This window comes from Sulfitobacter sp. W027 (genome assembly GCF_025143985.1).
In the GTDB taxonomy this organism is placed as follows: domain Bacteria; phylum Pseudomonadota; class Alphaproteobacteria; order Rhodobacterales; family Rhodobacteraceae; genus Sulfitobacter.
Window position 1 is genome coordinate 621,598 of sequence record NZ_CP083564.1, and the last position, 20,522, is coordinate 642,119.

21 protein-coding genes are annotated in these 20,522 nt (G+C 60.7%); 18 read left to right on the plus strand and 3 right to left on the minus strand.

What is annotated here, in order from left to right:
- Positions 1-148: 148 nt before the first annotated feature.
- Complete coding sequence (locus K3759_RS03055; protein ID WP_259984266.1) at positions 149-2,671, plus strand: PAS domain-containing protein; 2,523 nt, start codon at positions 149-151, stop codon at positions 2,669-2,671.
- 1 nt (position 2,672) lies between these two features.
- Positions 2,673-3,302: a response regulator transcription factor gene (locus K3759_RS03060; protein WP_259984267.1), complete on the plus strand. Its 630-nt coding sequence runs from the start codon at positions 2,673-2,675 to the stop codon at positions 3,300-3,302.
- Between the two features lie 113 nt (positions 3,303-3,415).
- Here the strand turns inward: K3759_RS03060 and K3759_RS03065 are convergent, their stop codons facing one another.
- Positions 3,416-4,537, minus strand: a complete 1,122-nt coding sequence (locus K3759_RS03065; protein ID WP_259984268.1) for a Do family serine endopeptidase — start codon at positions 4,535-4,537, stop codon at positions 3,416-3,418.
- Positions 4,538-4,699: 162 nt separating this feature from the next.
- Between K3759_RS03065 and K3759_RS03070 the strand changes: the two genes are divergently transcribed.
- The 6 genes from K3759_RS03070 (at position 4,700) to K3759_RS03095 (ending at position 10,393) form a co-directional block, all read left to right on the plus strand.
- Positions 4,700-5,371, plus strand: a complete 672-nt coding sequence (locus tag K3759_RS03070; RefSeq protein ID WP_259985545.1) for a response regulator transcription factor — start codon at positions 4,700-4,702, stop codon at positions 5,369-5,371.
- The gene (locus K3759_RS03075; RefSeq protein ID WP_259984269.1) at positions 5,368-6,717 is read left to right on the plus strand and encodes a HAMP domain-containing sensor histidine kinase; all 1,350 of its coding nucleotides are present in this window, start codon (positions 5,368-5,370) and stop codon (positions 6,715-6,717) included. Before K3759_RS03070 ends, K3759_RS03075 begins: the two co-directional genes overlap by 4 nt.
- Positions 6,718-6,807: 90 nt before the next feature.
- A complete protein-coding gene (locus tag K3759_RS03080; RefSeq protein WP_259984270.1) occupies positions 6,808-8,226 on the plus strand; it encodes a cytochrome ubiquinol oxidase subunit I in 1,419 nt (472 codons plus the stop codon).
- 1 nt (position 8,227) lies between these two features.
- Positions 8,228-9,235 (plus strand): cytochrome d ubiquinol oxidase subunit II, encoded by a 1,008-nt coding sequence (gene cydB / locus K3759_RS03085; RefSeq protein WP_259984271.1) that lies wholly within the window; start codon positions 8,228-8,230, stop codon positions 9,233-9,235.
- Positions 9,235-9,345, plus strand: coding sequence for a DUF2474 family protein (locus tag K3759_RS03090; protein ID WP_259984272.1), 111 nt, complete (start codon positions 9,235-9,237; stop codon positions 9,343-9,345). The genes cydB and K3759_RS03090 overlap by 1 nt, the downstream gene beginning before the upstream one ends.
- Before the next feature lie 82 nt (positions 9,346-9,427).
- The gene (locus tag K3759_RS03095; protein WP_259984273.1) at positions 9,428-10,393 is read left to right on the plus strand and encodes an NADPH:quinone oxidoreductase family protein; all 966 of its coding nucleotides are present in this window, start codon (positions 9,428-9,430) and stop codon (positions 10,391-10,393) included.
- Here the strand turns inward: K3759_RS03095 and K3759_RS03100 are convergent.
- Positions 10,390-11,370, minus strand: coding sequence for a DMT family transporter (locus tag K3759_RS03100; protein WP_243262287.1), 981 nt, complete (start codon positions 11,368-11,370; stop codon positions 10,390-10,392). The genes K3759_RS03095 and K3759_RS03100 overlap by 4 nt on opposite strands.
- A 103-nt stretch (positions 11,371-11,473) precedes the next feature.
- Here K3759_RS03100 and K3759_RS03105 point away from each other — a divergent pair, with 103 nt between their 5' ends.
- From K3759_RS03105 to K3759_RS03150, 10 genes are all read left to right on the plus strand, one after another.
- Positions 11,474-11,995: a CoxG family protein gene (locus tag K3759_RS03105; protein ID WP_259984274.1), complete on the plus strand. Its 522-nt coding sequence runs from the start codon at positions 11,474-11,476 to the stop codon at positions 11,993-11,995.
- Positions 11,996-12,058: 63 nt separating this feature from the next.
- Positions 12,059-12,988, plus strand: a complete 930-nt coding sequence (locus K3759_RS03110; protein ID WP_259984275.1) for an ABC transporter ATP-binding protein — start codon at positions 12,059-12,061, stop codon at positions 12,986-12,988.
- Positions 12,985-13,746, plus strand: a complete 762-nt coding sequence (locus K3759_RS03115; protein WP_259984276.1) for an ABC transporter permease — start codon at positions 12,985-12,987, stop codon at positions 13,744-13,746. The genes K3759_RS03110 and K3759_RS03115 overlap by 4 nt, the downstream gene beginning before the upstream one ends.
- A gap of 60 nt (positions 13,747-13,806) precedes the next feature.
- Complete coding sequence (locus K3759_RS03120) at positions 13,807-14,604, plus strand: S49 family peptidase (RefSeq protein ID WP_259984277.1); 798 nt, start codon at positions 13,807-13,809, stop codon at positions 14,602-14,604.
- A gap of 167 nt (positions 14,605-14,771) precedes the next feature.
- Entirely contained in the window at positions 14,772-15,731 is a 960-nt protein-coding gene (locus K3759_RS03125) for a calcium/sodium antiporter (RefSeq protein ID WP_259984278.1), read from the plus strand.
- Positions 15,732-15,743: 12 nt separating this feature from the next.
- Positions 15,744-16,523 (plus strand): SDR family oxidoreductase, encoded by a 780-nt coding sequence (locus tag K3759_RS03130; protein ID WP_259984279.1) that lies wholly within the window; start codon positions 15,744-15,746, stop codon positions 16,521-16,523.
- A 285-nt stretch (positions 16,524-16,808) separates the two neighbouring features.
- On the plus strand, positions 16,809-18,677 hold the full coding sequence (gene uvrC / locus K3759_RS03135) for an excinuclease ABC subunit UvrC (RefSeq protein WP_259984280.1): 1,869 nt from the start codon (positions 16,809-16,811) through the stop codon (positions 18,675-18,677).
- A gap of 78 nt (positions 18,678-18,755) precedes the next feature.
- Positions 18,756-19,421 (plus strand): CDP-diacylglycerol--glycerol-3-phosphate 3-phosphatidyltransferase, encoded by a 666-nt coding sequence (gene pgsA, locus K3759_RS03140; protein WP_132444239.1) that lies wholly within the window; start codon positions 18,756-18,758, stop codon positions 19,419-19,421.
- Positions 19,418-19,666 carry a molybdopterin converting factor subunit 1 gene (moaD, locus tag K3759_RS03145; protein WP_259985546.1) on the plus strand — a complete coding sequence of 83 codons (249 nt, stop codon included), beginning with the start codon at positions 19,418-19,420 and terminating at the stop codon, positions 19,664-19,666. The genes pgsA and moaD overlap by 4 nt, the downstream gene beginning before the upstream one ends.
- A 3-nt stretch (positions 19,667-19,669) precedes the next feature.
- Positions 19,670-20,113, plus strand: coding sequence for a molybdenum cofactor biosynthesis protein MoaE (locus K3759_RS03150; protein WP_259984281.1), 444 nt, complete (start codon positions 19,670-19,672; stop codon positions 20,111-20,113).
- 9 nt (positions 20,114-20,122) lie between these two features.
- Here the strand turns inward: K3759_RS03150 and K3759_RS03155 are convergent, their stop codons facing one another.
- Positions 20,123-20,518, minus strand: a complete 396-nt coding sequence (locus tag K3759_RS03155) for a VOC family protein (RefSeq protein ID WP_259984282.1) — start codon at positions 20,516-20,518, stop codon at positions 20,123-20,125.
- Positions 20,519-20,522 lie beyond the last annotated feature (4 nt).

Below are 20,522 nucleotides of genomic sequence, written 5' to 3' on the forward strand. Positions count from 1 at the left end.
GAAATTGCGGAAGATCTTTTCACGTATTTGTTTCGCATCGCGGTACAGCGGGGGCAAGGGGGCAAACGAACTTCGGCCTGTCAGGGTTTCCCCCAATAGACAGGGAGGCGAATAGAGGCGAACGTCTTGAGGAAAGTAGAGGTGCTGCATGAGCTTAGTCGCGGCGTTCACATTGATTGCGCTGTGCGGAGTTGTCTTGTCCTGCGTGATGATCGCCAAGCAAACTGGCGACCCGGTTAATCGCTTTAGCGTGCTGGGCGCGGTTGCGATCTTGCTTTTGTACATTACCGTGGCGCTGTTCTCGGGGCAGGAGCCGCATGGCATCCTCTACCGTGATCCGGTTGAGCTTGTCTTGGCGGCAGCTTCGCTTGCTGTGGTGGTGGCCCAAAGCTGGCGGGTTCTGCGCAACCACCGGAAGCTGCAAGGTGCAAGCGACAGCGATGAGACGCGTCGTAAGCTGCCCGATCTGCTGAATGATCTGCCCGTGCAGGCGGCCTTTCTCGCGCCTGATATGACCTATGCTTTTGTCAACGATGCCTATAGCGCGTCCTTCGGCAAACCTTCGAATGAGATTGAGGGGCGGCATCTGTCTGAGGTCGTCCCGCCTGATATGTTGGATGAGGTAACGGCCAATCTTGAAAAGGCCTTGGCAGGGCGGCAGGTCACTTGGCATTTCGATTTCTCGCGCCCCATCTTGGCCCGCAATCAAGGGTCGGCGGTCTATCAACCGCTCTCTGACCGGGGGCAGGTCGTGGGTGTCCTGGTCATGGTCATGGACCGCTCCGCCCTGCAGGACGCGGTCTATGAAGCGGAGATCAGCGCGACAAAACACGCCCTTGCAGCCGAAGTGGCAGGTGTAGGCTATTTGGAATGGGACCAAGAGGGCGCGTTGGTGGATGTCTCCCCTGAGGTGGAGGCGCTGCTGGGGCGCGATGCGCAACGCCTGCGGGAGATGTGGCAACAGGGACAGCAGTTCGTGGAGCCGCGCAGCCGTGCCACGATCCGCAACAATCTGCATATGGCGGGCAGCCGCCCGCGCGATGTGATTGAGAATGTGAAGTTTCTGGCCGCCAATGGCCGCCAGATCGAGGCGCGCGCCTGTATTCGTCGTTTGGACCGTGGACGGGACGTGCACCTGCTGGCCGCGATCCAAGATGTAACGGACCAGCAGAACGTGCTGAATGATCTGGTAAAAAGCGAAACCCGTTTTCGCGATTTCACGGAAAGTGCGACCGATTGGGTGTGGGAAATGGACGTCGACCGGCGGTTTACGTTCCTTTCGGGTGGAGGACGTCAAACCGAAGCTGAAACGCCGATATTTGAGCAGGGCAAAACCCTTGCCGAAGCCAATATCGAACGGAGCAAGGGCGACTTCGATATGCTTCAGCAGCGGCTGGCCCGGCAGGCACCGTTTCGCGATCTGCGCTTGGTCATCCCCCTCGCCGGGGGGCGGGAACGGCTGATCGACATGTCGGGCAAGCCCTTCTTTGACAGCAATGCGCAACTTGCAGGCTATCGCGGCACCTGTTTTGACATGACCGAGATCGCCACCGCTGAAACCGAACGCAAGTCCGCGCTGGAAGCCTTGGCGCTGGCCTTTGAAAACATCTCCACGATGGTCGCGCTTTTCGACCGGACCGACCGGCTGGTCTATTGCAACGAGGAATACCGCACGACCTATGCCGGGATCGGCGGTGACATCATCGGGCGGCACTTCGATGAGCTGTTGGCCCATTTCACGCGCACCGGCAAATTGGCCATGACCCCCGAAGGGAAGCTCCGCTGGAGCGAGCAGCGGCGTGACCGCCGTAACACACCGGCGAAATTCTTTCGCGCGCGGTCGTCGGACGGGCGTTGGCTGGAAGTGACGGACTACCCGGTGGCCGCAGGGGGGCTTTTGACGATTGCCTCAGACATCACCGAAAAAGTAGAGCGCGAAGAGCGGCTGCACCGGCATGAAACGGCACTGCAACTGCTTAACCGGCGCGAGACGTTGGGCCAGATGACCGCCGCCATCGCCCATGAATTGAACCAGCCTTTAGCCGCTATTCACAATTTTGCCGCAGGCTGTGTGTTGCGTGCCCAGAACGACCAGCTTGAGAGAGAGGATATGATCGCCGTGCTCAACAACATGCAAAGCCAATCAGAACGTGCCAGTGCCATCCTGCGGTCCATGTCGAACTACCTGCATAACGACGACGCAGACCGTGTCGCGGTGCGGTTCGACGACATTCTGCGTTCGGTGCAATTGCTGATCCAGCCGGAGAGCTCTGCCACCGGCATCGCCGTGGTCGTCTCTGATCAATGTGGGGATGTCGAACTGCACTGCGCCCGGATCGAGATCGAACAGCTTTTAATCAATCTGATCAAGAACGGCATTGACGCCTGCCGGGAGGCGGACCGCCCTGATGCCGAAGTCTCTGTCTCGGCGCGCTGCGAGGCGGGGGAGATCGTGATTGACGTGGCCGACGCAGGGCGCGGTTTTGCGCCGGACATGCCCGCCCAGACGGCCTTCAGCGCCTTCCGCTCGACCAAGGACAAGGGTCTGGGCGTGGGGCTGGCGATTTGCGAAACGATTGTGCTGTCCCATGGGGGGACCATCGCAGTAACCAAATCTGACGCAGATGGTGCTCGCCTGACTGTGCGTATGCCGTTGGAGGTGCAAAAGTAGAATGCCTGAAGACAGGATCGTTTACGTTGTCGATGATGATGCCGCGGTGCGGGAATCCTTGGTGTGGTTGCTGGGCTCCGTCGGGCTGCGAGCAACTTCCTTTGCATCGGCGGCGGAGTTCCTTGAGGGATATGAGGATACCGGCATCTGCTGCCTTGTCAGCGATGTTCGAATGCCGGAGATGAGCGGTCTGGAGCTGCAAAAGGCGCTGAACGCGCGGGGCATCGCGATACCGCTGGTCCTGATGACGGCCTTTGGCGATGTCTCTACTGCGGTAAAGGCGATGAAGGCGGGGGCAGTGGATTTCATCGAAAAGCCGTTTAACAATCAAAACATGCTCGATCTGATCAACACCGCCCTTCAGACCGATGCGGCGCGTCGCAAAAGCCAAGAGGCAGACGTTGAAAATGCACAGCTGCTGGCCCGGCTTACCCCGCAAGAGCATCGGGTGTTCGAGCGGGTGGTGGCTGGGTTGTCAAACCGTGAAATTGGCAGTGAAATGGATATTTCGGTCAAAACGGTCGAGGTGCATCGCGCCCGGGTAATGCGCAAGCTTGAGGCCAGTTCGGTGGCGGAATTGGTCCGCTTTCATCTACACAGCGCGCCGCTCTCTTCGGGCGAGGGCGCATAGCCGCATGAAAAGGCCCCGGCGGTATGAGACCACCGGGGCAGGGTACCCAGCCCGGCAAGGGCTAAGGGCTGGGGGGCTTCCCGACGGCATGAGGGGCGTCGGGAAGACATGGGTCACGCTGGCTTGGGTTCCAACGCGCCCACGGTTACGTCGAGGGTTGTTTCCGCACCTTTGCGCAGCACGACAACCTCTGTCGCGGTCTCGGGCGATGTGGTGGCGACGGCGCGAGTCAGGTCGCGCAGATCGTCAATCTCAGTGTCACCGAAGGACAGGATAATATCGCCTTTCTTGAGACCCGCCTTCGCGGCAGGGCTGTCCTCGCTGATGGCTTCGATCACCGCGCCGCGCGGCTCGTCATAGCCCAGCACATTGGCGACCTCGGGGGTCATCTGCCGGATTTGCACACCCAGCCAGCCGCGCTCAACCAAGCCGTCATCGGCGAGATCGGCCACGATGGTTTGCACAAGGTCCGAAGGCACCGAGAAGCCGATCCCGACAGAGCCGCCGCCCGGCGACAGGATTGCGGTGTTCACGCCCACGACTTCGCCATCGTTGTTAAACAGCGGCCCGCCTGAGTTGCCACGGTTGATCGCCGCATCGGTTTGGATGAAATCATCGAACGGCCCGGCCTGGATGTCACGCGACAGAGCCGAAACAATGCCTGAGGTCACGGTGCCGCCAAGGCCAAAGGGGTTGCCCACGGCGACGACTTCATCGCCGACGCGCAGGGTTTTGGACGTGCCAAAGTCCACCTTAGGGAGGTCCACATCCGCTTTGACTTTGAGCAGCGCGATGTCGGTCATCGCATCACTGCCGACCACTTCGGCGTCAAAGCTACGACCATCGGCAAGTTTCACAGTTACCGTTTCAGCGCCTGCCACGACATGATGGTTGGTCACGATCTGACCGTCTTCGGAGATGATGAAGCCGGACCCCAAACCTTGGCGCGGAGTCGCCTCGGCACCGGGCTGGTCGGGCAACATCTGCTCGAACCGGCGGCGCAGTTCTTCGGGCATGCCGGGGGGAAGCTGCTGCTGGATCTGCGCGTTTTGTTGTTTGGCGGTCACTTCGATAAAGACCACGGCGGGAGAAACGGCCTCGACAAGGTCAGCATAGCCACCCGGCGGAACGGCCAGCGCCGCAGTGGGCGCAAGTGCCAGCATTGGGGTCGCGGCGACGGCGGCGCTCAGCGCAAGGGCGGCGGCGCGGGGGGCCTTGGAAAGGGTCTGGTTCATGAGATGCTCCTTGCTGTGCATTCAGTGTTTCTGGACCCCTATCTGGGGCGCGCGTTTTACAGCGTCGTCGCAGGCGCTATACAAATCTGTGAGAATGCAGGCGGCGGGATGCGCGGGCAGCGGAATTGCCTTACCTCTTGGCTGAACCTAGATGAGACCCCGATGAAACTGCTTGTTGTCGAAGACGATGCCACCACCAGCACCTATATCGCGCGGGGCCTGCGCGAAGAGGGGCATGCCGTGGATGTGGTGGCCGATGGCCGCGACGGGTTGGTGCAGGCCACCACCGGGCAATATGACGTGCTGATCCTTGATCGGATGCTGCCTGAGTTGGACGGGCTGACGCTATTGAAAACCCTGCGCGGGGCGGGCAATGCCACGCCGGTGTTGCTGCTCACGGCGATGGGCGCGGTGGAGGATCGGATCGACGGGCTGAACGCCGGGGCGGATGATTATCTGGTCAAGCCCTTTGCCTTTGGCGAACTGTCGGCGCGGGTGAATGCGCTGGCGCGTCGCCCGCAGGCGCTGGAGCAGGAAACGACCCTCCGCGCTGGCGACCTGACGATGGACCTGATCAGCCGCCGGGTCACGCGCGCGGGCCAAGAGATTGACCTGCTACCGCGTGAATTTGCTTTGCTAGAGCATCTGCTCCGCCGGAAAGGCCGGGTCCAAACGCGAACCATGCTGCTTGAGGCGGTCTGGGACATCTCCTTTGACCCGATGACTAACGTGGTGGAGACCCACATCAGCCGCCTGCGGGCCAAGGTCGACCGACCCTTTGACGGCGAGTTGATCCAGACCGTGCGCGGCGCGGGCTATAGGATCGACACATGAAGGCGCGGCTGGCAGGGTTGTGGCGTTCCATGCCGCTGCGGTTGGCGCTTTTGCTGGTGCTGCTTTTTACCATCGTCAGCCTGCTTAGCCTTGCGGCCAGCTATGCCGTCACCCAGCGATCGTTTGAACAGGCGATCCGGGCAGATCTCGCGCAAGACATGGCGGGCTTTCGCGCCGCCCCCGGTGCCGCCGCCCTTGCGCGGCTGGTCGAGGCGGAATCGCGCGAGACAGACCCCAACAGGCTGATCCTAAGCTACATCGGCCCTAATGGTCGTATCTATGGCAACGGGGCCATCGCGCGGGATAACGAAGGTTATCACATCGTCTCAATCGGCGCGGCGCGGGCGCAGTATGACGGGGTTTATCTCACGCTCACCGATACGCTTTATGGCGGGCTTTTGACCATCGCGCGCAGCCGGGCCGAGATCACCGCCCTGCGCGAGGTTTTCGTGAATATCTTGCTGGTGAGCCTGTTGCCCACGGTGTTGATCGCGCTTTCGGGCGGGTTGATCCTTGCCCGACGTTCCAAACGGCATGTCGAGGTGATCCGCGCCACGCTGGACCGGCTGACCGCAGGCGATCTGGCGGCAAGGGTATCGCCCGGGCCGCGCTGGTCGGATGACCTGCTGCGCATTGGTGAGGCGGTCAACCAAATGGCCCGGGCGCAGGAAACGTCGGTGGCAGCGCTGCGGCAGGTGTCGCTGGATATCGCCCATGACCTGAAAACCCCGATCCAACGTGTCTCGGTGCATCTGGACGATCTCGACAGGGCCGAGGCCACGGGCGAAAACAGAACCGAACCGCTGGCCCGCGCACGTGCCGAATTGGACGGCATCGCCGCGATCTTTCAATCTCTGCTACAACTCGCGCAGGTGGAGCAGGGCGATGCCCGCGCCCATTTCACCCCCGTCGATCTGACCGCGCTGTGCCGAACCATGGTCGAGCTTTATGAGCCCGCGGCGGGCGAACAGGGCAAGCGCCTGATCTGCACCCTGCCAAAGACGCCTGCCCATGTCACAGGCGACCGTGCATTGCTGGGTCAGATGATCGCCAATCTGATCGAGAATGCCCTGCGCCATTCTGGCGACGCCGAGGCGGTGGACATTTCGCTGGAACAGGCGGCGGGTCAGGTCACACTCAGTGTCGCAGATGGCGGCCCCGGCATTCCGGCGCAGGACCGCGACAAAGTGTTGCAGCGGCTCTACCGGCTTGATCGCAGCCGGGGCACGCCGGGCCATGGGCTGGGGCTGGCGCTGGTCGATGGGGTCGTGAAACTGCACCGGGCAAGGCTGGAACTCATCGACAACGCGCCGGGGCTGCGTGTGGTGGTGACATTCGACAGTTAGGACAAATGCAAACGGCTGCGGCAATTTAGCCTGTGCCTCTCGCTCCCCCCGGTCCTATATAGGTCAGGAAACAACACGCGAGGGCTTCACATGCTCGACGGTTACACCGCCGAAATCCTAGCGCGGGTGCAGTTTGCATTCACGGTTTCGTTCCATATCATCTTCCCGGCTTTCTCAATCGGGTTGGCAAGTTTTCTGGCCGTGCTCAACGCGCTCTGGCTTTGGAAACGAGAAGAGACCTATCTGAAGCTCTTTAACTACTGGAAGAAGATCTTTGCCGTGGCCTTTGGCATGGGTGTCGTCTCGGGCATCGTCATGTCCTACCAGATCGGCACCAACTGGTCGGTTTTTTCTGATAAGGCCGGGCCGGTCGTCGGGCCGCTCATGGCCTATGAGGTGCTTTCGGCCTTCTTTCTTGAAGCCGGTTTCCTTGGCATCATGCTCTTTGGCCGTAAGCGGGTCGGCGATGGGCTGCATATGTTCGCCACAGCACTCGTGGCACTGGGCACGCTGGCCTCGGCCACATGGATCCTGTCGGTCAACAGCTGGATGCAGACCCCTGCGGGCTTTGGCATCAATGATGTCGGTCAATTCGTGCCCGAAGACTGGTGGGCGATCGTCTTTAACCCCTCCTTCCCCTACCGTTTGGTGCATATGGTGCTGGCGGCCTATCTGACCACGGCGCTGGTCGTGGGCGCGGTCGGCGGGTTGCACTTGCTGCGCGACCGCGCGGATGCAGCGGCGCGGACCATGTTCTCGATGGCGATGTGGATGCTTCTGCTGGTGACACCGCTGCAGATTTTTGCGGGCGACATGCATGGTTTGAATACGCTTGAGCATCAGCCTGCAAAGGTCATGGCAATGGAGGGGCATTACGATAGCCACCCGCACGGTGCGCCGCTGATCCTGTTCGGCATCCCGAACCCCGAGGAAAAGCGCATCGACTATGCCATTGAGATCCCCAAGCTGTCGTCGCTGATCCTCAAACACGATCTGAATGCGCCCTTGGACGGGTTGGATACGATCCCGGACGCGGATGAGCCACCGGTGGCGATTGTCTTCTGGTCCTTCCGCATCATGATCGCACTTGGCTTTGCGATGCTGGGGCTGGGCCTTTGGGCCGCGCTGGCGCGGCTGCGGGGGCGGCTCTACGATGCGCCGCTGTTGCACCGTCTGGCGCTGCTGATGGGGCCCACGGGCTTTGTCGCGGTGCTGGCAGGCTGGATCACGACCGAGGTCGGGCGTCAGCCCTTCACCGTTTACGGGCTGCTGCGGACCTCTGACAGTCTTGCGCCCGTCGAAGCGCCGGCGGTGGCAACCTCGCTCATTGCTTTTATCGTGGTGTACTTCTTCGTCTTTGGCGCGGGCACTTGGTATATTGTGGCGATGATGCGAAAACCCGTCGTGGGCCACGTACTGGAAGACGAGCGCGATGAGGCGCAGGGCGACGGGCCGATCCTTGCCGTGGGCGAAGAGGCGGCGGTCAGAGATAAGGGCGAGGAGAGCTAAGATGCTGGGACTGGAACTTTCGTTCATCTGGGCCGGGATCATCGCGGGTGCCGTGCTGATCTATGTCATCCTCGACGGTTTCGATTTGGGCGTTGGGCTGCTCTTTCCGATGACCAAGGATGAGAGCGAACGCAATGTGATGATGAACTCCGTTGCCCCCATCTGGGACGGCAATGAGACATGGCTGGTGCTGGGGGGCGGCGGGCTTTTCGCGGTCTTCCCGCTGGCCTATGCGGTGGTGATGCCTGCGCTCTATATGCCGATCATCCTGATGCTGCTCGGGCTAATCTTTCGCGGGGTGGCATTTGAATACCGCTGGCGCACGAAAAGGTGGAAGCCCCTTTGGGACATGGCGTTTTTTGGCGGCTCTCTGGTGGCGTCCTTCTGTCAGGGCATCGCCCTCGGTGCGCTGGTGCAGGGGATTGAGATCGAGGGCCGCGCCTATGCGGGCGGGTGGTGGGATTGGCTCACGCCCTTCTCGATCCTGACCGGGGTGGCGGTCACCACGGGCTATGCTTTGCTGGGCGCGACATGGCTTAACATGAAGCTTGAAGGCCGCATTCAGGCGCATATGCGCCGCCTTGCATGGCCGCTGGCGGTGGCGACACTGGTCTTCATGGGGCTGGTCAGCCTTTGGACGCCCTTCACCGATGCGGTCTATTTCGAGCGGTGGTTCGCTTGGCCCACCGCGCTCTTCAGCGGCATCGTGCCTCTGCTGGTGGCGCTGGCGGCCTTCGGGATGCTGCGCGGGTTGCAACGCCGCGGCGACAAACAGCCGTTCTTCTGCGCGCTGGCTCTCTTTGTGCTGGGCTTCATCGGCATCGGGATCAGTTTTTACCCGCATATGGTCCCGCCGAGTCTCACCATCGCCGATGCCGCCGCACCCGATGAAAGCCTGATGTTCGCGCTGGTCGGCACGCTGGTTCTGCTGCCCTTGATCCTTAGCTATACGGCCTATGCCTATTGGGTGTTCCGCGGCAAAATCGACCCTGAGGAAGGGTATCACTGATGGGCCACTGGCTGAAACGCGCGGGCTGGTTCGTGGCGCTTTGGCTGGCCAGTGTCGCCCTGCTGGCGGTCATCGCCTATGGCATTCGGCTGGTGATCATGCCCGGCTGACGCAGCGGCGCGTGCCTCGGGCCTTGCCAAGTCCGGCGGCTTCTGGCCTCTTCGGGCCAAAGCAGCACGAAAGGACAGCCCGATGCGCGCCATGCAAGTCACCGCCTATGACGAACCGCTCACCCTGCAAGAGCTTGAGATGCCGATGCCGGGGCAAGGTGAGGTGCTGATCCAAGTCGATACTTGCGGGCTGAACTTTGGCGATTTGCTGATCATCAAAGGCACCTATCAGGAAAAGCCGCCGCTGCCCTTTACCTTGGGGATGGAAATGGCGGGCACGATCACCGCTCTGGGCGCGGGGGTCGAGAATTTGAAAGTCGGGCAGCGCGTGGCGGCCTATACCGGGTTCGACGGGCTGGCCGAATACGCCGCCATTCCCGCCGCAGTCTGCGTGCCGATCCCTGAAGAAATGAGTTCGGTCGACGCCGCCGCCTTCCTGATCGCCTATGGCACCAGCCATGTGGCGCTGGACTATAAGGCGCGGCTGCAGCCGGGCGAGCGGTTGCTGGTCTTGGGTGCATCGGGCGGCATTGGCCTGACGGCGGTGGAGATGGGCAAACTGATGGGGGCCGAGGTGATCGCCGTGGCGCGGGGTGCGGACAAGCTCGCTGTCTGCAAAGAGGCGGGGGCCGATCATCTGATCAACTCCGAGACCGACGACATCCGCGCGATCGTCAAGGAATTGGGCGGGGCCGATGTGGTCTATGACCCGGTGGGCGGCGACCAGTTCAAAGCCGCCATGCGTGCCTGCAATCCCGAAGCGCGGCTGATCCCGCTGGGCTTTGCTAGCGGTGAGGTGCCGCAGATTCCGGCCAATATCCTGCTGGTCAAGAACCTCACCGCGCTGGGCTTTTACTGGGGTGGCTATGCCAAGATCAAACCTTCGGTGCTGACCGACAGTTTCGCCGAGCTGATCAAATGGTATGTCGCGGGCAAGCTGAAGCCCCATGTCAGCAACGTCATGCCGCTGGAGCAGGCGAATGAGGCGCTGGCCCTGCTGCGCGACCGCAAGGCGACGGGCAAGGTGGTGGTGGAAGTGGCGCGCTAAGCGCGCCGTCCGCCCTGCAAACGGGTCACGCGCAGCGCCTTTTGGCGCTCGCGCAGATAGACGAACAGGCCCGAGGCAAGGATCAGCGCGATCCCGACCCAGACCTCCCAGACCGGGAGATCGCCGAAGATTACGAAACCCCAGAACACCGCCAGCGGCAGGCCGATGTATTCGAATGGGGCCACCGTGGCCGCATCGCCCAGCCGGTAGGCTTGGCTCAGGCAATAGCCGATCAGCGCGATGTTGAGGCCGATGCCGAGGAAGGTGAGGTAATCCTCCTGCGCCGGCCAAATCCACGCCCGCAGCAGGAACTGGAGCGAAGCACTGCTGCCCTCATCCACGAACCGCCCGTCACCAGCGATCAGGAAGAACCCAAGGGACACGGCAACGAAGGCGGCCTGAATATAGACCATCAAGGCCGATGCTTTAGAGTTCACGCCCAGCTTACGGGTCATCAATTGGTTCAGCGCATAGGTCAGCGCCGCCAGTACCGGCAGCAGCAAGACCCAGCGGGAGACGTCGAGCGTCGCCGTCGAAGCCCATGGCCGCATCATGATGACCACGCCAACAAACCCCACGATTACGGCGCCAAGACGCAGCGGGCCGACCTTTTCGCCCAGAAGCGGGATCGACAGCAGGGTGATGAACAGGGGTGCGGCAAAGAACAGCGCCGTCGCTTCGGCCAAGGGCAGGACCGACAGCGCTAGAAAGAAGGACATGTTCGAGATCACGATCAGCAGCCCGCGCAGCAGATGCAGCCCCGGCTGGCGCGTCTTGAGCAGATGAAACCCGCCCTCAAGTTTGACCAGTACCAGCCCCAGAATGATCCCGATGGCCGAGCGCGTAAAAACGATCTGATGCAGCGGATAGCCGCCCGACAGACGTTTGATGAGCATGTCATTGACCGAAATCGCGGCCACGCCGAGAAGGATCAGACCGATCGCCAGACCGGCGCGGTTATGGGGAGTAGTTGTCATGGCAAAGACCTACCAGCCCGGCGCGGGAGGTCCAGCGCTTTGACGTTGGTTTGCGCAGAATTACCCGCTAGACTGGTGGGATACGCCAAAGGGAGAGCCAGCCATGCAGATGTCCGACACCCGTCAGATCGCCGCCACCCCAGCTGAGGTCTATGCCGCGCTGCTGGACCCTGAGATGCTGCAAACCTGTGTGCCCGGCGCGCAGGATGTAACCGGCTCGGTTGAAGAGGGTTATGACGCCACCGTCGTGCAAAAGGTCGGCCCGGTGAAGGCGACCTTTAAGGGCCATGTGAAACTCTCTGATCTCGTGCCGAACGAAGCGCTGACCATCACGGGCGAGGGCAAGGGCGGTGCAGCCGGTTTCGCCAAAGGCGGTGCGGAAGTGCGGCTTGCCGAAAAGGACGGCGGCACCGAGCTGAGCTATGATGTCGAGGCCAAAGTCGGCGGCAAGCTGGCGCAGCTTGGCAGTCGGATCATCGACGGTTTCGCAAAAAAGATGGCAGATCAGTTCTTTGATAGCCTGCAATCCTCGCTCGAAGGTCCGGCAGAAGAGACGGGCGAAAGCGCGGAAGCTGATGAAGACGCCCCCGCCAAAAAGGGCTGGTTCGGCCGCGCCAAGACTTGAAGGCATCTGTTCACCCGGCCCAAAGCCAGTTAGGTTGCCCGCCTTACCAAAGCGGAGACGACCATGCCGACAATCGTGGATATTCAGAACCTGCGTAAATCCTACGCGGGCGGTTTCGAGGCGCTTAAAGGGGTCAATCTGGAGATTGAGCAGGGCGAAATCCTTGCTCTTCTCGGCTCCAACGGGGCGGGCAAGACGACGCTGATCTCGACCATCTGTGGCATCACCACCGCGACCAGCGGCAAGGTAACCGTGGGCGGCCATGACATTAAGGACGATTTTCGCGCGGCACGTTCGATGATCGGACTGGTCCCGCAGGAGATCAATCTCGAACCTTTCGAGCGGGTGCTCAACACCGTGCGCTTCTCGCGCGGGCTGTTTGGCCGGCCGGCGGATGAGGCGGTGCTGGAGAAAATCCTGCGTCAACTTTCGCTCTGGGATAAGAAAGACAGCCAGATCCGTGAGCTTTCGGGCGGAATGAAGCGCCGGGTGCTGATCGCCAAGGCGTTGTCGCATGACCCAAAGGTGCTGTTTCTGGACGAGCCCACCGCGGGCGTTGATGTGGAGCTGCGCAAGGACATGTGGGAGATCGTCGCGGGGCTGAAAGCCTCTGGCGTGACGATCATCCTGACCACCCATTATATCGAAGAGGCAGAGGCCATCGCGGACCGGATCGGCGTCATCGCCAAGGGTGAACTGCTGCTGGTCGAAGAGAAAGACGCTCTAATGGCGCGGATGGGCAAAAAGCAACTTGAAGTGCAGCTCACCGAGCCGATCACCGAAGTCCCACTGGCGCTGCGATCGCCGGATGTGGAGTTGTCCACCGACGGGCAGTCCCTGATCTACACCTATGACACCAACGCCGAGCGGACCGGCATCACTAAGCTACTCTCGAAAGTCGCCGAAAGCGGTCTGGTGTTGCAGGACGTGGCGACACGGCAAAGCAGTCTGGAAGATATCTTCGTCGATCTGCTCAAGGAGGATGCGGCATGAACTGGACCGCGATCAAAGCCATCTACGCCTTTGAAATGGCGCGTTTCTTTCGCACCATCACGCAGAGCATCATCTCCCCGGTGCTATCAACCTCGCTCTACTTCGTTGTTTTCGGCGCAGCCATCGGCAGCCGGATCGAAGAGGTCGAGGGCGTGAGCTATGGCGCCTTTATCGTGCCGGGGCTGATCATGCTGAGCGTCATCACGCAGTCGATCTCAAACGCCTCTTTCGGCATCTATTTCCCGAAATTTATCGGCACGGTTTATGAGCTCCTTTCGGCCCCAATCAACTTTTTCGAGATCGTCATCGGCTATGTCGGGGCGGCTGCGACCAAAGCGCTGTTTATCGGCACGATCATCCTGATCACGGCGTTTTTCTTTGTCGACATCACAATCCAGCATCCCATCGCCATGTTCGCTTTCCTGATCCTGACCTGCATCAGTTTCGCGCTGATGGGCTTCATCATCGGAATCTGGGCGGGGAATTTTGAGCAGTTGCAACTGGTGCCGCTCTTGATCGTCACGCCGTTGGTCTTCCTCGGCGGGTCCTTCTACTCGATCTCGATGCTGCCGCCGGTCTGGCAGGTGATCTCGCATTTCAATCCGGTGGTCTATCTGATCTCAGGCTTTCGTTGGGCATTTTTCGGTTCTGCCGATGTGCCAATCCTCACCAGCCTTGCCGCAATCGCGCTGTTTACGGCGCTTTGCCTTGTTGTGATCTGGTGGATTTTCCGCACCGGCTGGCGTCTGCGGGCCTGAGGGCCGCGAAACTTCTGCGCCCGCCTTGTTTGCGCGGGGTGGGCGTTCTACATGAGAAGAATGAGAATTCGGCTGCCCTTCCTTAAATCCCCGCCCAGCGTTTCCGTGATCCGGCTTTCCGGCATGATCGGATCGCAGGGCCGCGCGGTGTTGAACGATGCCACCATGGGTCCGGTCATCGAAAAGGCTTTTGCCAAGGGCAAGCCTGCCGCTGTCGCGTTGGAGATTAACTCTCCCGGTGGCAGTCCGGTGCAATCATCGCTGATCGGCGCACGCATTCGGCGGTTGGCGGAGGAAAAGAACATCCCCGTCATCGCTTTTGTCGAAGATGTCGCCGCCTCGGGCGGTTACTGGCTGGCGGCTGCGGCGGATGAGATTTACGCGGACCCAAGCTCGATCTTGGGCTCAATCGGGGTGATCTCGGCCTCTTTCGGGGTGCATGAGTTCATCCGGGAACATGGAGTTGAGCGGCGCGTCTATACGGCAGGGCAGAGCAAATCCATGCTCGACCCGTTCCGCCCTGAAAACCCCGAGGATGTTGCCCGGCTGAAGGTGCTGTTGGAAGACATCCACGAGAATTTTATCGACCATGTAAAGACACGCCGTGCGGGCAAACTGCCCGAGGGGCAAGACCTCTTCACCGGGGAAATTTGGCTGGCGAAACGCGCCGCCGAACTGGGGTTGATCGACGGCATCGGCCATCTGAAACCCCTGCTGAAAGAGCGCTTTGGCGAGAAGGTCAAACTGCGCCGCTACGGAGCGAAACGCGGGCTTCTGTCACGCTTTGGCGTACAGATGGTACAAGACGCGGTGCAGGGCATAGAGGAACGCGCAGCCTATGCGCGGTTTGGTCTCTAGCGCATGGTTTTTAAGATCGTTCTGCTCTTTCTGGTGGCCATGGGCCTTTTGGCTTGGTTTGGAAAAATGCATTGGCTAGGAGGCAAACGCCTGTCCCGGACCAAATGCCGTGACTGCGGACGTTACCGCATTGGCAAAGGCGATTGTGCCTGTAAGGGAGGGCGTTAATGCTGATGCCGTGGCTACTGTCGGGGCTTGGCCTCGTAATCCTGCTGTTCGCGGGGGATGCTCTGGTCAAAGGGGCGGTGAACCTGTCGCTGCGCCTTGGGGTGCCCGCGCTGATTGTCAGTCTGACGATCGTGGCCTTTGGCACCTCTGCGCCTGAACTGCTGATTTCGGTCAAGGCGATCTTGGACAACGCGCCGGGTTTGGCGCTTGGGAATGTCGTCGGGTCGAACACGGCGAACATCCTGATGGTATTGGGTATTCCGGCGTTGCTGGCGACGATGCACACCTCGGAATGCAGCACGCGTAAGACCTATAACCAGATGATCGCCGCCTCGGTCTTGTTCATCGCGCTGGCTTTCCGCGGGGTCTTTGACTGGATCGCGGGGCTGATCCTGCTCGCTGGGCTGGCCTATATGCTCTATGACGCTTTTGGCGATGCCAAGGATCACCGTCACGCTTGTCGCAGCGGTGCCGCTGAGGATGAGGAAGAGCTTGAAGGCGCTGACCCCAATATGGCCGGTTGGCAGATTGCGCTGTTCCTGATCCTTGGTCTGATTGGCCTGCCCTTGGGCGCAAGCCTTCTGGTGGATAACGCCACGATCATCGCCCAGACCTATGGGGTGAGTGACACAGTGATTGGCCTGACGCTTGTGGCCGTGGGCACATCGCTGCCGGAATTGGCGACCACCGTGATGGCCGCGCTGCGCCGTCAGGCGGATGTGGCGCTTGGCAACGTTATCGGCTCGAACATGTTTAACCTGCTGGCAATCATCGGCATCGCGAGCCTTGTTGGCCCAATTAAGGTCGACGAAGCCTTCTTGCGGATCGACCTTTGGGTGATGCTGGGCGCGTCGCTGTTGCTGATCCCCTTCGTTTATCTGGGGCGGGATATCACGCGGCTTTGGGGTGTGGCGCTCAGCGCGCTTTATGGACTTTATTTGTTTATCATCCTGATCTGAGGAGGGCGACAGATGCGGCGGGCATTGGTGACCGGAGCCGGGCAACGTCTGGGCCGCGCCATGGCGCTGTATCTTGGGCAGCGGGGCTTTGATGTGGCGGTGCATTACGCCACCTCACGCGACGGGGCCGAGGCGACCGCCGCCGAGATCGCCGCCATGGGCTGTGGTGCTGTAGCGCTACAGGCAGACCTCTTGGATGATGCCGCGACCGAAGCGCTATTGCCCCGCGCGGCAGAGGCGCTCGGCGGGCCGATCACCTGCCTTGTGAACAACGCGTCAATTTTCGAACAGGACGATATCATCAGCGCCAGTCGCGAAAGCTGGGACCGCCATATGGGCAGCAACCTGCGGGCGCCTTTCGTGCTGACGCAGGCGATGGCGGGGCAGGGGGTGTCGCCCGAAACCGACGACAGAGGAGTGCCGCGGTCGAGCGGTTTGATCGTTAATATGCTCGACCAACGGGTCCGTAACCTTACGCCGGAATTCACCACCTATACGATCGCCAAGATGGGCCTCTGGGCGATGACGCGCACGACCGCACAGGCGCTGGCGCCCGCGATCCGGGTCAATGGGATCGGCCCCGGCCCCACCTTGCAGGGCTCTCATCAAGACGCCGAAGACTTTGCCGCACAGCGGCGCGCCACGGTTCTAGGCCGGGGAGCTAATCCTGAGGATATTACGGCAGCACTTGGGTATTTCATCGATTCGCCGGGGGTCACAGGGCAGTTGATCTGCACTGACGGAGGCGAACATTTGCAGTGGGATAAAAGCCCCAGAAGCCCCGCAAACTGATAGCCATGCGAGAAGTTTTGCACGTCCTTAACCTATGTAACCAAAGTGTTACCGAAACCCCTTTGTTTTCAGGGGCTTGTTTCACAGTAAACAAAAGGATGAGCAAAATCAGGACATTATGGGCGTGCCTAAAAATTAGGCAAATCAGCGAACCATGTTAAAAACAAAGAGAAATCCGAGATGCCCAGAAGTTATCGTCAGACTTATCCACATCTTCAGTGGACATGTTAAAGCTTGCCCCCATTGCCGTCCTATTGCAGCAAAGCATGAGAATCAGCGCCTAAGATGACCACGCCCAACGACAGCCCACCGCCTCAAGGCCGCAAGGTGATTCAGGCCTATCTGAAGTCGCTCGATTCGTCGCCGGGCGTCTATCGGATGCTCGATGCGGAAAGCCGTGTGCTCTATGTCGGCAAAGCGCGGAACCTGCGGGCGCGAGTGTCGTCTTATGCGCGGCCCACAGGACATTCGGGGCGCATCTCACGGATGATCGCCAATACCGCTTCGATGATGTTCCTGACCACGAAGACGGAAACCGAGGCGCTGCTGCTTGAACAAAACCTGATTAAACAGCTCAAGCCCAAGTTCAACGTGCTGCTGCGCGACGACAAGAGCTTTCCCAATATCCTTGTCACAGCCGATCACGACTACCCACAGATCAAGAAACACCGTGGCGCGAAAAAGGAAAAGGGCAGCTACTACGGCCCCTTCGCCAGCGCGGGTGCGGTGAACCGCACGCTGAACCAGTTGCAGCGGGTGTTCCTGTTGCGTGATTGCTCTAACTCAATGTTCGACAGCCGCACGCGGCCCTGCTTGCAGCACCAAATCAAACGCTGCTCTGCTCCTTGCGTCGGCAAGATCTCGGCCGAGGAATACCGCCAGACCGTCCGCGATGCGGAGCGGTTTCTGAGTGGCAAATCGACTGAAATTCAGGGGCGTCTGGCGCGGGACATGGCCGAAGCATCAGAGGCGATGGAGTTTGAACGCGCCGCGGCCCTGCGCGATCGGATCAAGGCGCTGACGCAGGTTCAGACGGCGCAAGGCATCAACCCGCAAGGGGTGAATGAGGCCGACATCATCGCGCTGCATATGGAAGGCGGACAGGCCTGCGTGCAGGTCTTCTTCATCCGCGCCAATCAGAACTGGGGCAACCGCGATTACTATCCGCGCGTCGGGGCCGATGTGGATGCCGCTGAAGTCTTGGAGGCTTTCATCGGCCAGTTCTACGACACCCGCGAGCCGCCGCGCCAGTTGATCCTGAGCAACGAGATCGAAAACCCCGATCTGATGGCCGAGGCGCTGAGTGGCAAGATCGGTCGCAAGGTCGAACTGCTGGTGCCGCAACGAGGCGAGAAGGCAGAGTTGGTCGATGGTGCGCTGCGCAACGCGCGTGAAAGTCTCGCCCGAAAGATGGCCGAGACAGCGACCCAGACAAAGTTGCTGCAAGGGCTGGCCGATGCCTTTGATTTACCGGTGCCGCCTGAGCGGATCGAGGTTTACGACAACTCGCACATCCAAGGCACCAATGCCGTTGGCGCGATGATTGTCGCGGGCCCCGAGGGTATGATGAAAAACCAGTACCGCAAGTTCAACATCCGTGGTGATGACCTGACCCCGGGCGATGACTTTGGCATGATGAAAGAGGTGCTCCACCGCCGCTTCAAACGGCTCATCAAAGAAGACCCGGACCGGAGCCGGGGCCTTTGGCCTGACCTGCTGCTGATCGACGGCGGCGCGGGGCAGGTGAGCGCCGTGGCCTCCATCATGGCGCAGCATGGGGTTGAGGATATTCCGATGGTCGGCGTGGCCAAAGGTATCGACCGTGACGCGGGTAAAGAGGAGTTCCACCGCGTCGGCAAGCGGGTCATGGCACTGCGGCACAATGATCCGGTACTTTATTTCGTGCAGCGTCTGCGCGATGAAGCGCACCGTTTCGCCATCGGCACTCACCGCGCGAAACGCGCCAAGGGGGTCAGCGCCACGCCGCTCGATGATGTGCCGGGCGTCGGGGCCGCGCGCAAACGCGCCCTTTTGGCGCATTTCGGCTCGGCCAAGGCCGTGGGCCGCGCGAACCTCAGCGATCTTAAGGCCGTCGATGGCGTGTCGGATGCGCTGGCAGAGACAATTTACGGTTATTTCCATGAGAAGGGCTAGCGACGCGCCAACCGAAGGGCAGACCGCTGGCGCGGTTTCGTCCTTTCAGCCGGGAAAGGCGCAGGATAGGATGATGTCATGAAATGGAATTTGCCCAATATCCTGACCCTGCTTCGGCTGGTCGCGGCCCCCGGTGTGGCGGTCATGTTTCTCTATTTTACACGTCCCTATGCCGATTGGTTCGCATTGGTGCTGTTTGTAGGGGCGGCGGTGACGGATTGGTTTGACGGCTACCTCGCCCGCGCTTGGGGGCAAGAGACCAAGCTGGGCGCCATGCTTGACCCGATTGCCGACAAGGCGATGGTCGTGATCGCGCTGATGGTAATCGTGGCCTTCTCCAGTTGGTCGCCGTGGCTTGTCCTGCCTGCAACGCTGATCCTGTTTCGCGAAGTCTTCGTTTCGGGCTTGCGGGAATATCTAGGCGATGTTGCGGGGACGCTGAAGGTCACCCAACTGGCCAAATGGAAAACGACGCTACAGATGATTGCCATCGCGGTGCTGTTCTCACAAGGCGTGTTTGAACATTACCTCGGGATGAGCGTCTTTGGCATGGACCAGCAAATGATCGAAGCGATCCTGGATGGTGAGGTTGAAGATACTCTGGGGCTGGGCTGGAAACTTGCCGGAATGGAATGGGCCGGGCTGTTGGGGCTGGTCCTGCTGTGGATCGCAGCGGTGCTGACCGCCATTACCGGCTTTGACTACCTGCGCAAGGCGCTGCCACATTTGAAGGAGCCACGCTGATGGATGTTCTGTATTTCGCTTGGGTCCGCGAGCGGATCGGCCTGCCCCGCGAACGGGTGGAAAGCACCGCCGCGACCGTGGCCGAATTGGTCGAAGAATTGCGCGGCCGAGAAGAGCGCTACGCTTTGGCGTTCTCTGACCTCTCTGCATTGCGCGTGGCCGTAGATCAGGAATTGACCGATTTCGACGCCCCGCTCCAAGGCGCGCGCGAAGTGGCCTTTTTCCCACCGATGACCGGGGGCTGACCGATGCGGGTTCTGGTGCAGGAAGCGCCCTTTGATCTGGCCGAGGAGGCCGCGCGTTTTGCCAAGGGCGAGGGGGCCAGCGGGGCGATTGTGACCTTCACCGGCGTCGTGCGCGACAATGATGCAGGTACGCTGAGCGCGATGGAGATCGAACATTACCCCGGCATGACCGAAAAGGCCCTGCGCGAGATTGCTGAGCAGGCGGTCGCGCGGTTCGATTTGCAAGATGCGCTGGTGATCCACCGCTATGGGCGGCTGGCCCCGGGTGAGCAGATTATGATGGTCGCCAGCGCCGCGCGGCATCGCCGCCATGCTTTCGAGGCGGCGGAATTCCTGATGGACTACCTCAAATCCCGCGCGCCGTTCTGGAAGCGTGAGATCACGGCAGAGGGTGAGGCTTGGGTCGCCGCAAAAGACGAGGATGAGGCCGCGCTAGAGCGCTGGTAAGCGATCGCTTTAGGCGAAGCGCCCGCCTTTTTCTATGACTTCGATCTGATAGCCATCGGGGTCCGCCACAAAGAAGAACTTTGCCACAGTCTCCCCCGCAGGGCGAAAATCAACGATGTCACGCGGGGCGGCACCGGCTTTGATCGCGGTGTCGCGGGCGGCCTCAAGGTCTTCGACCACAAAGGCCAGATGGCCATAGCCATCGCCCAAGTCATAGGGCGTGTCGCGGTCCTTGTTGACCGTCAGCTCCAGCTCGAAATCGCCCGCAGCATCGCGCAAGTAGATCAGGGTGAAGCTGTCGAAATCCAGCCTGTCGGCGATTCTAAGGCCAAACACGTCTTCGTAGAATTTCACTGATGCCGCCTCATCAAGGACGCGGATCATGGAATGGGCAAGTTTGGCCATGGGA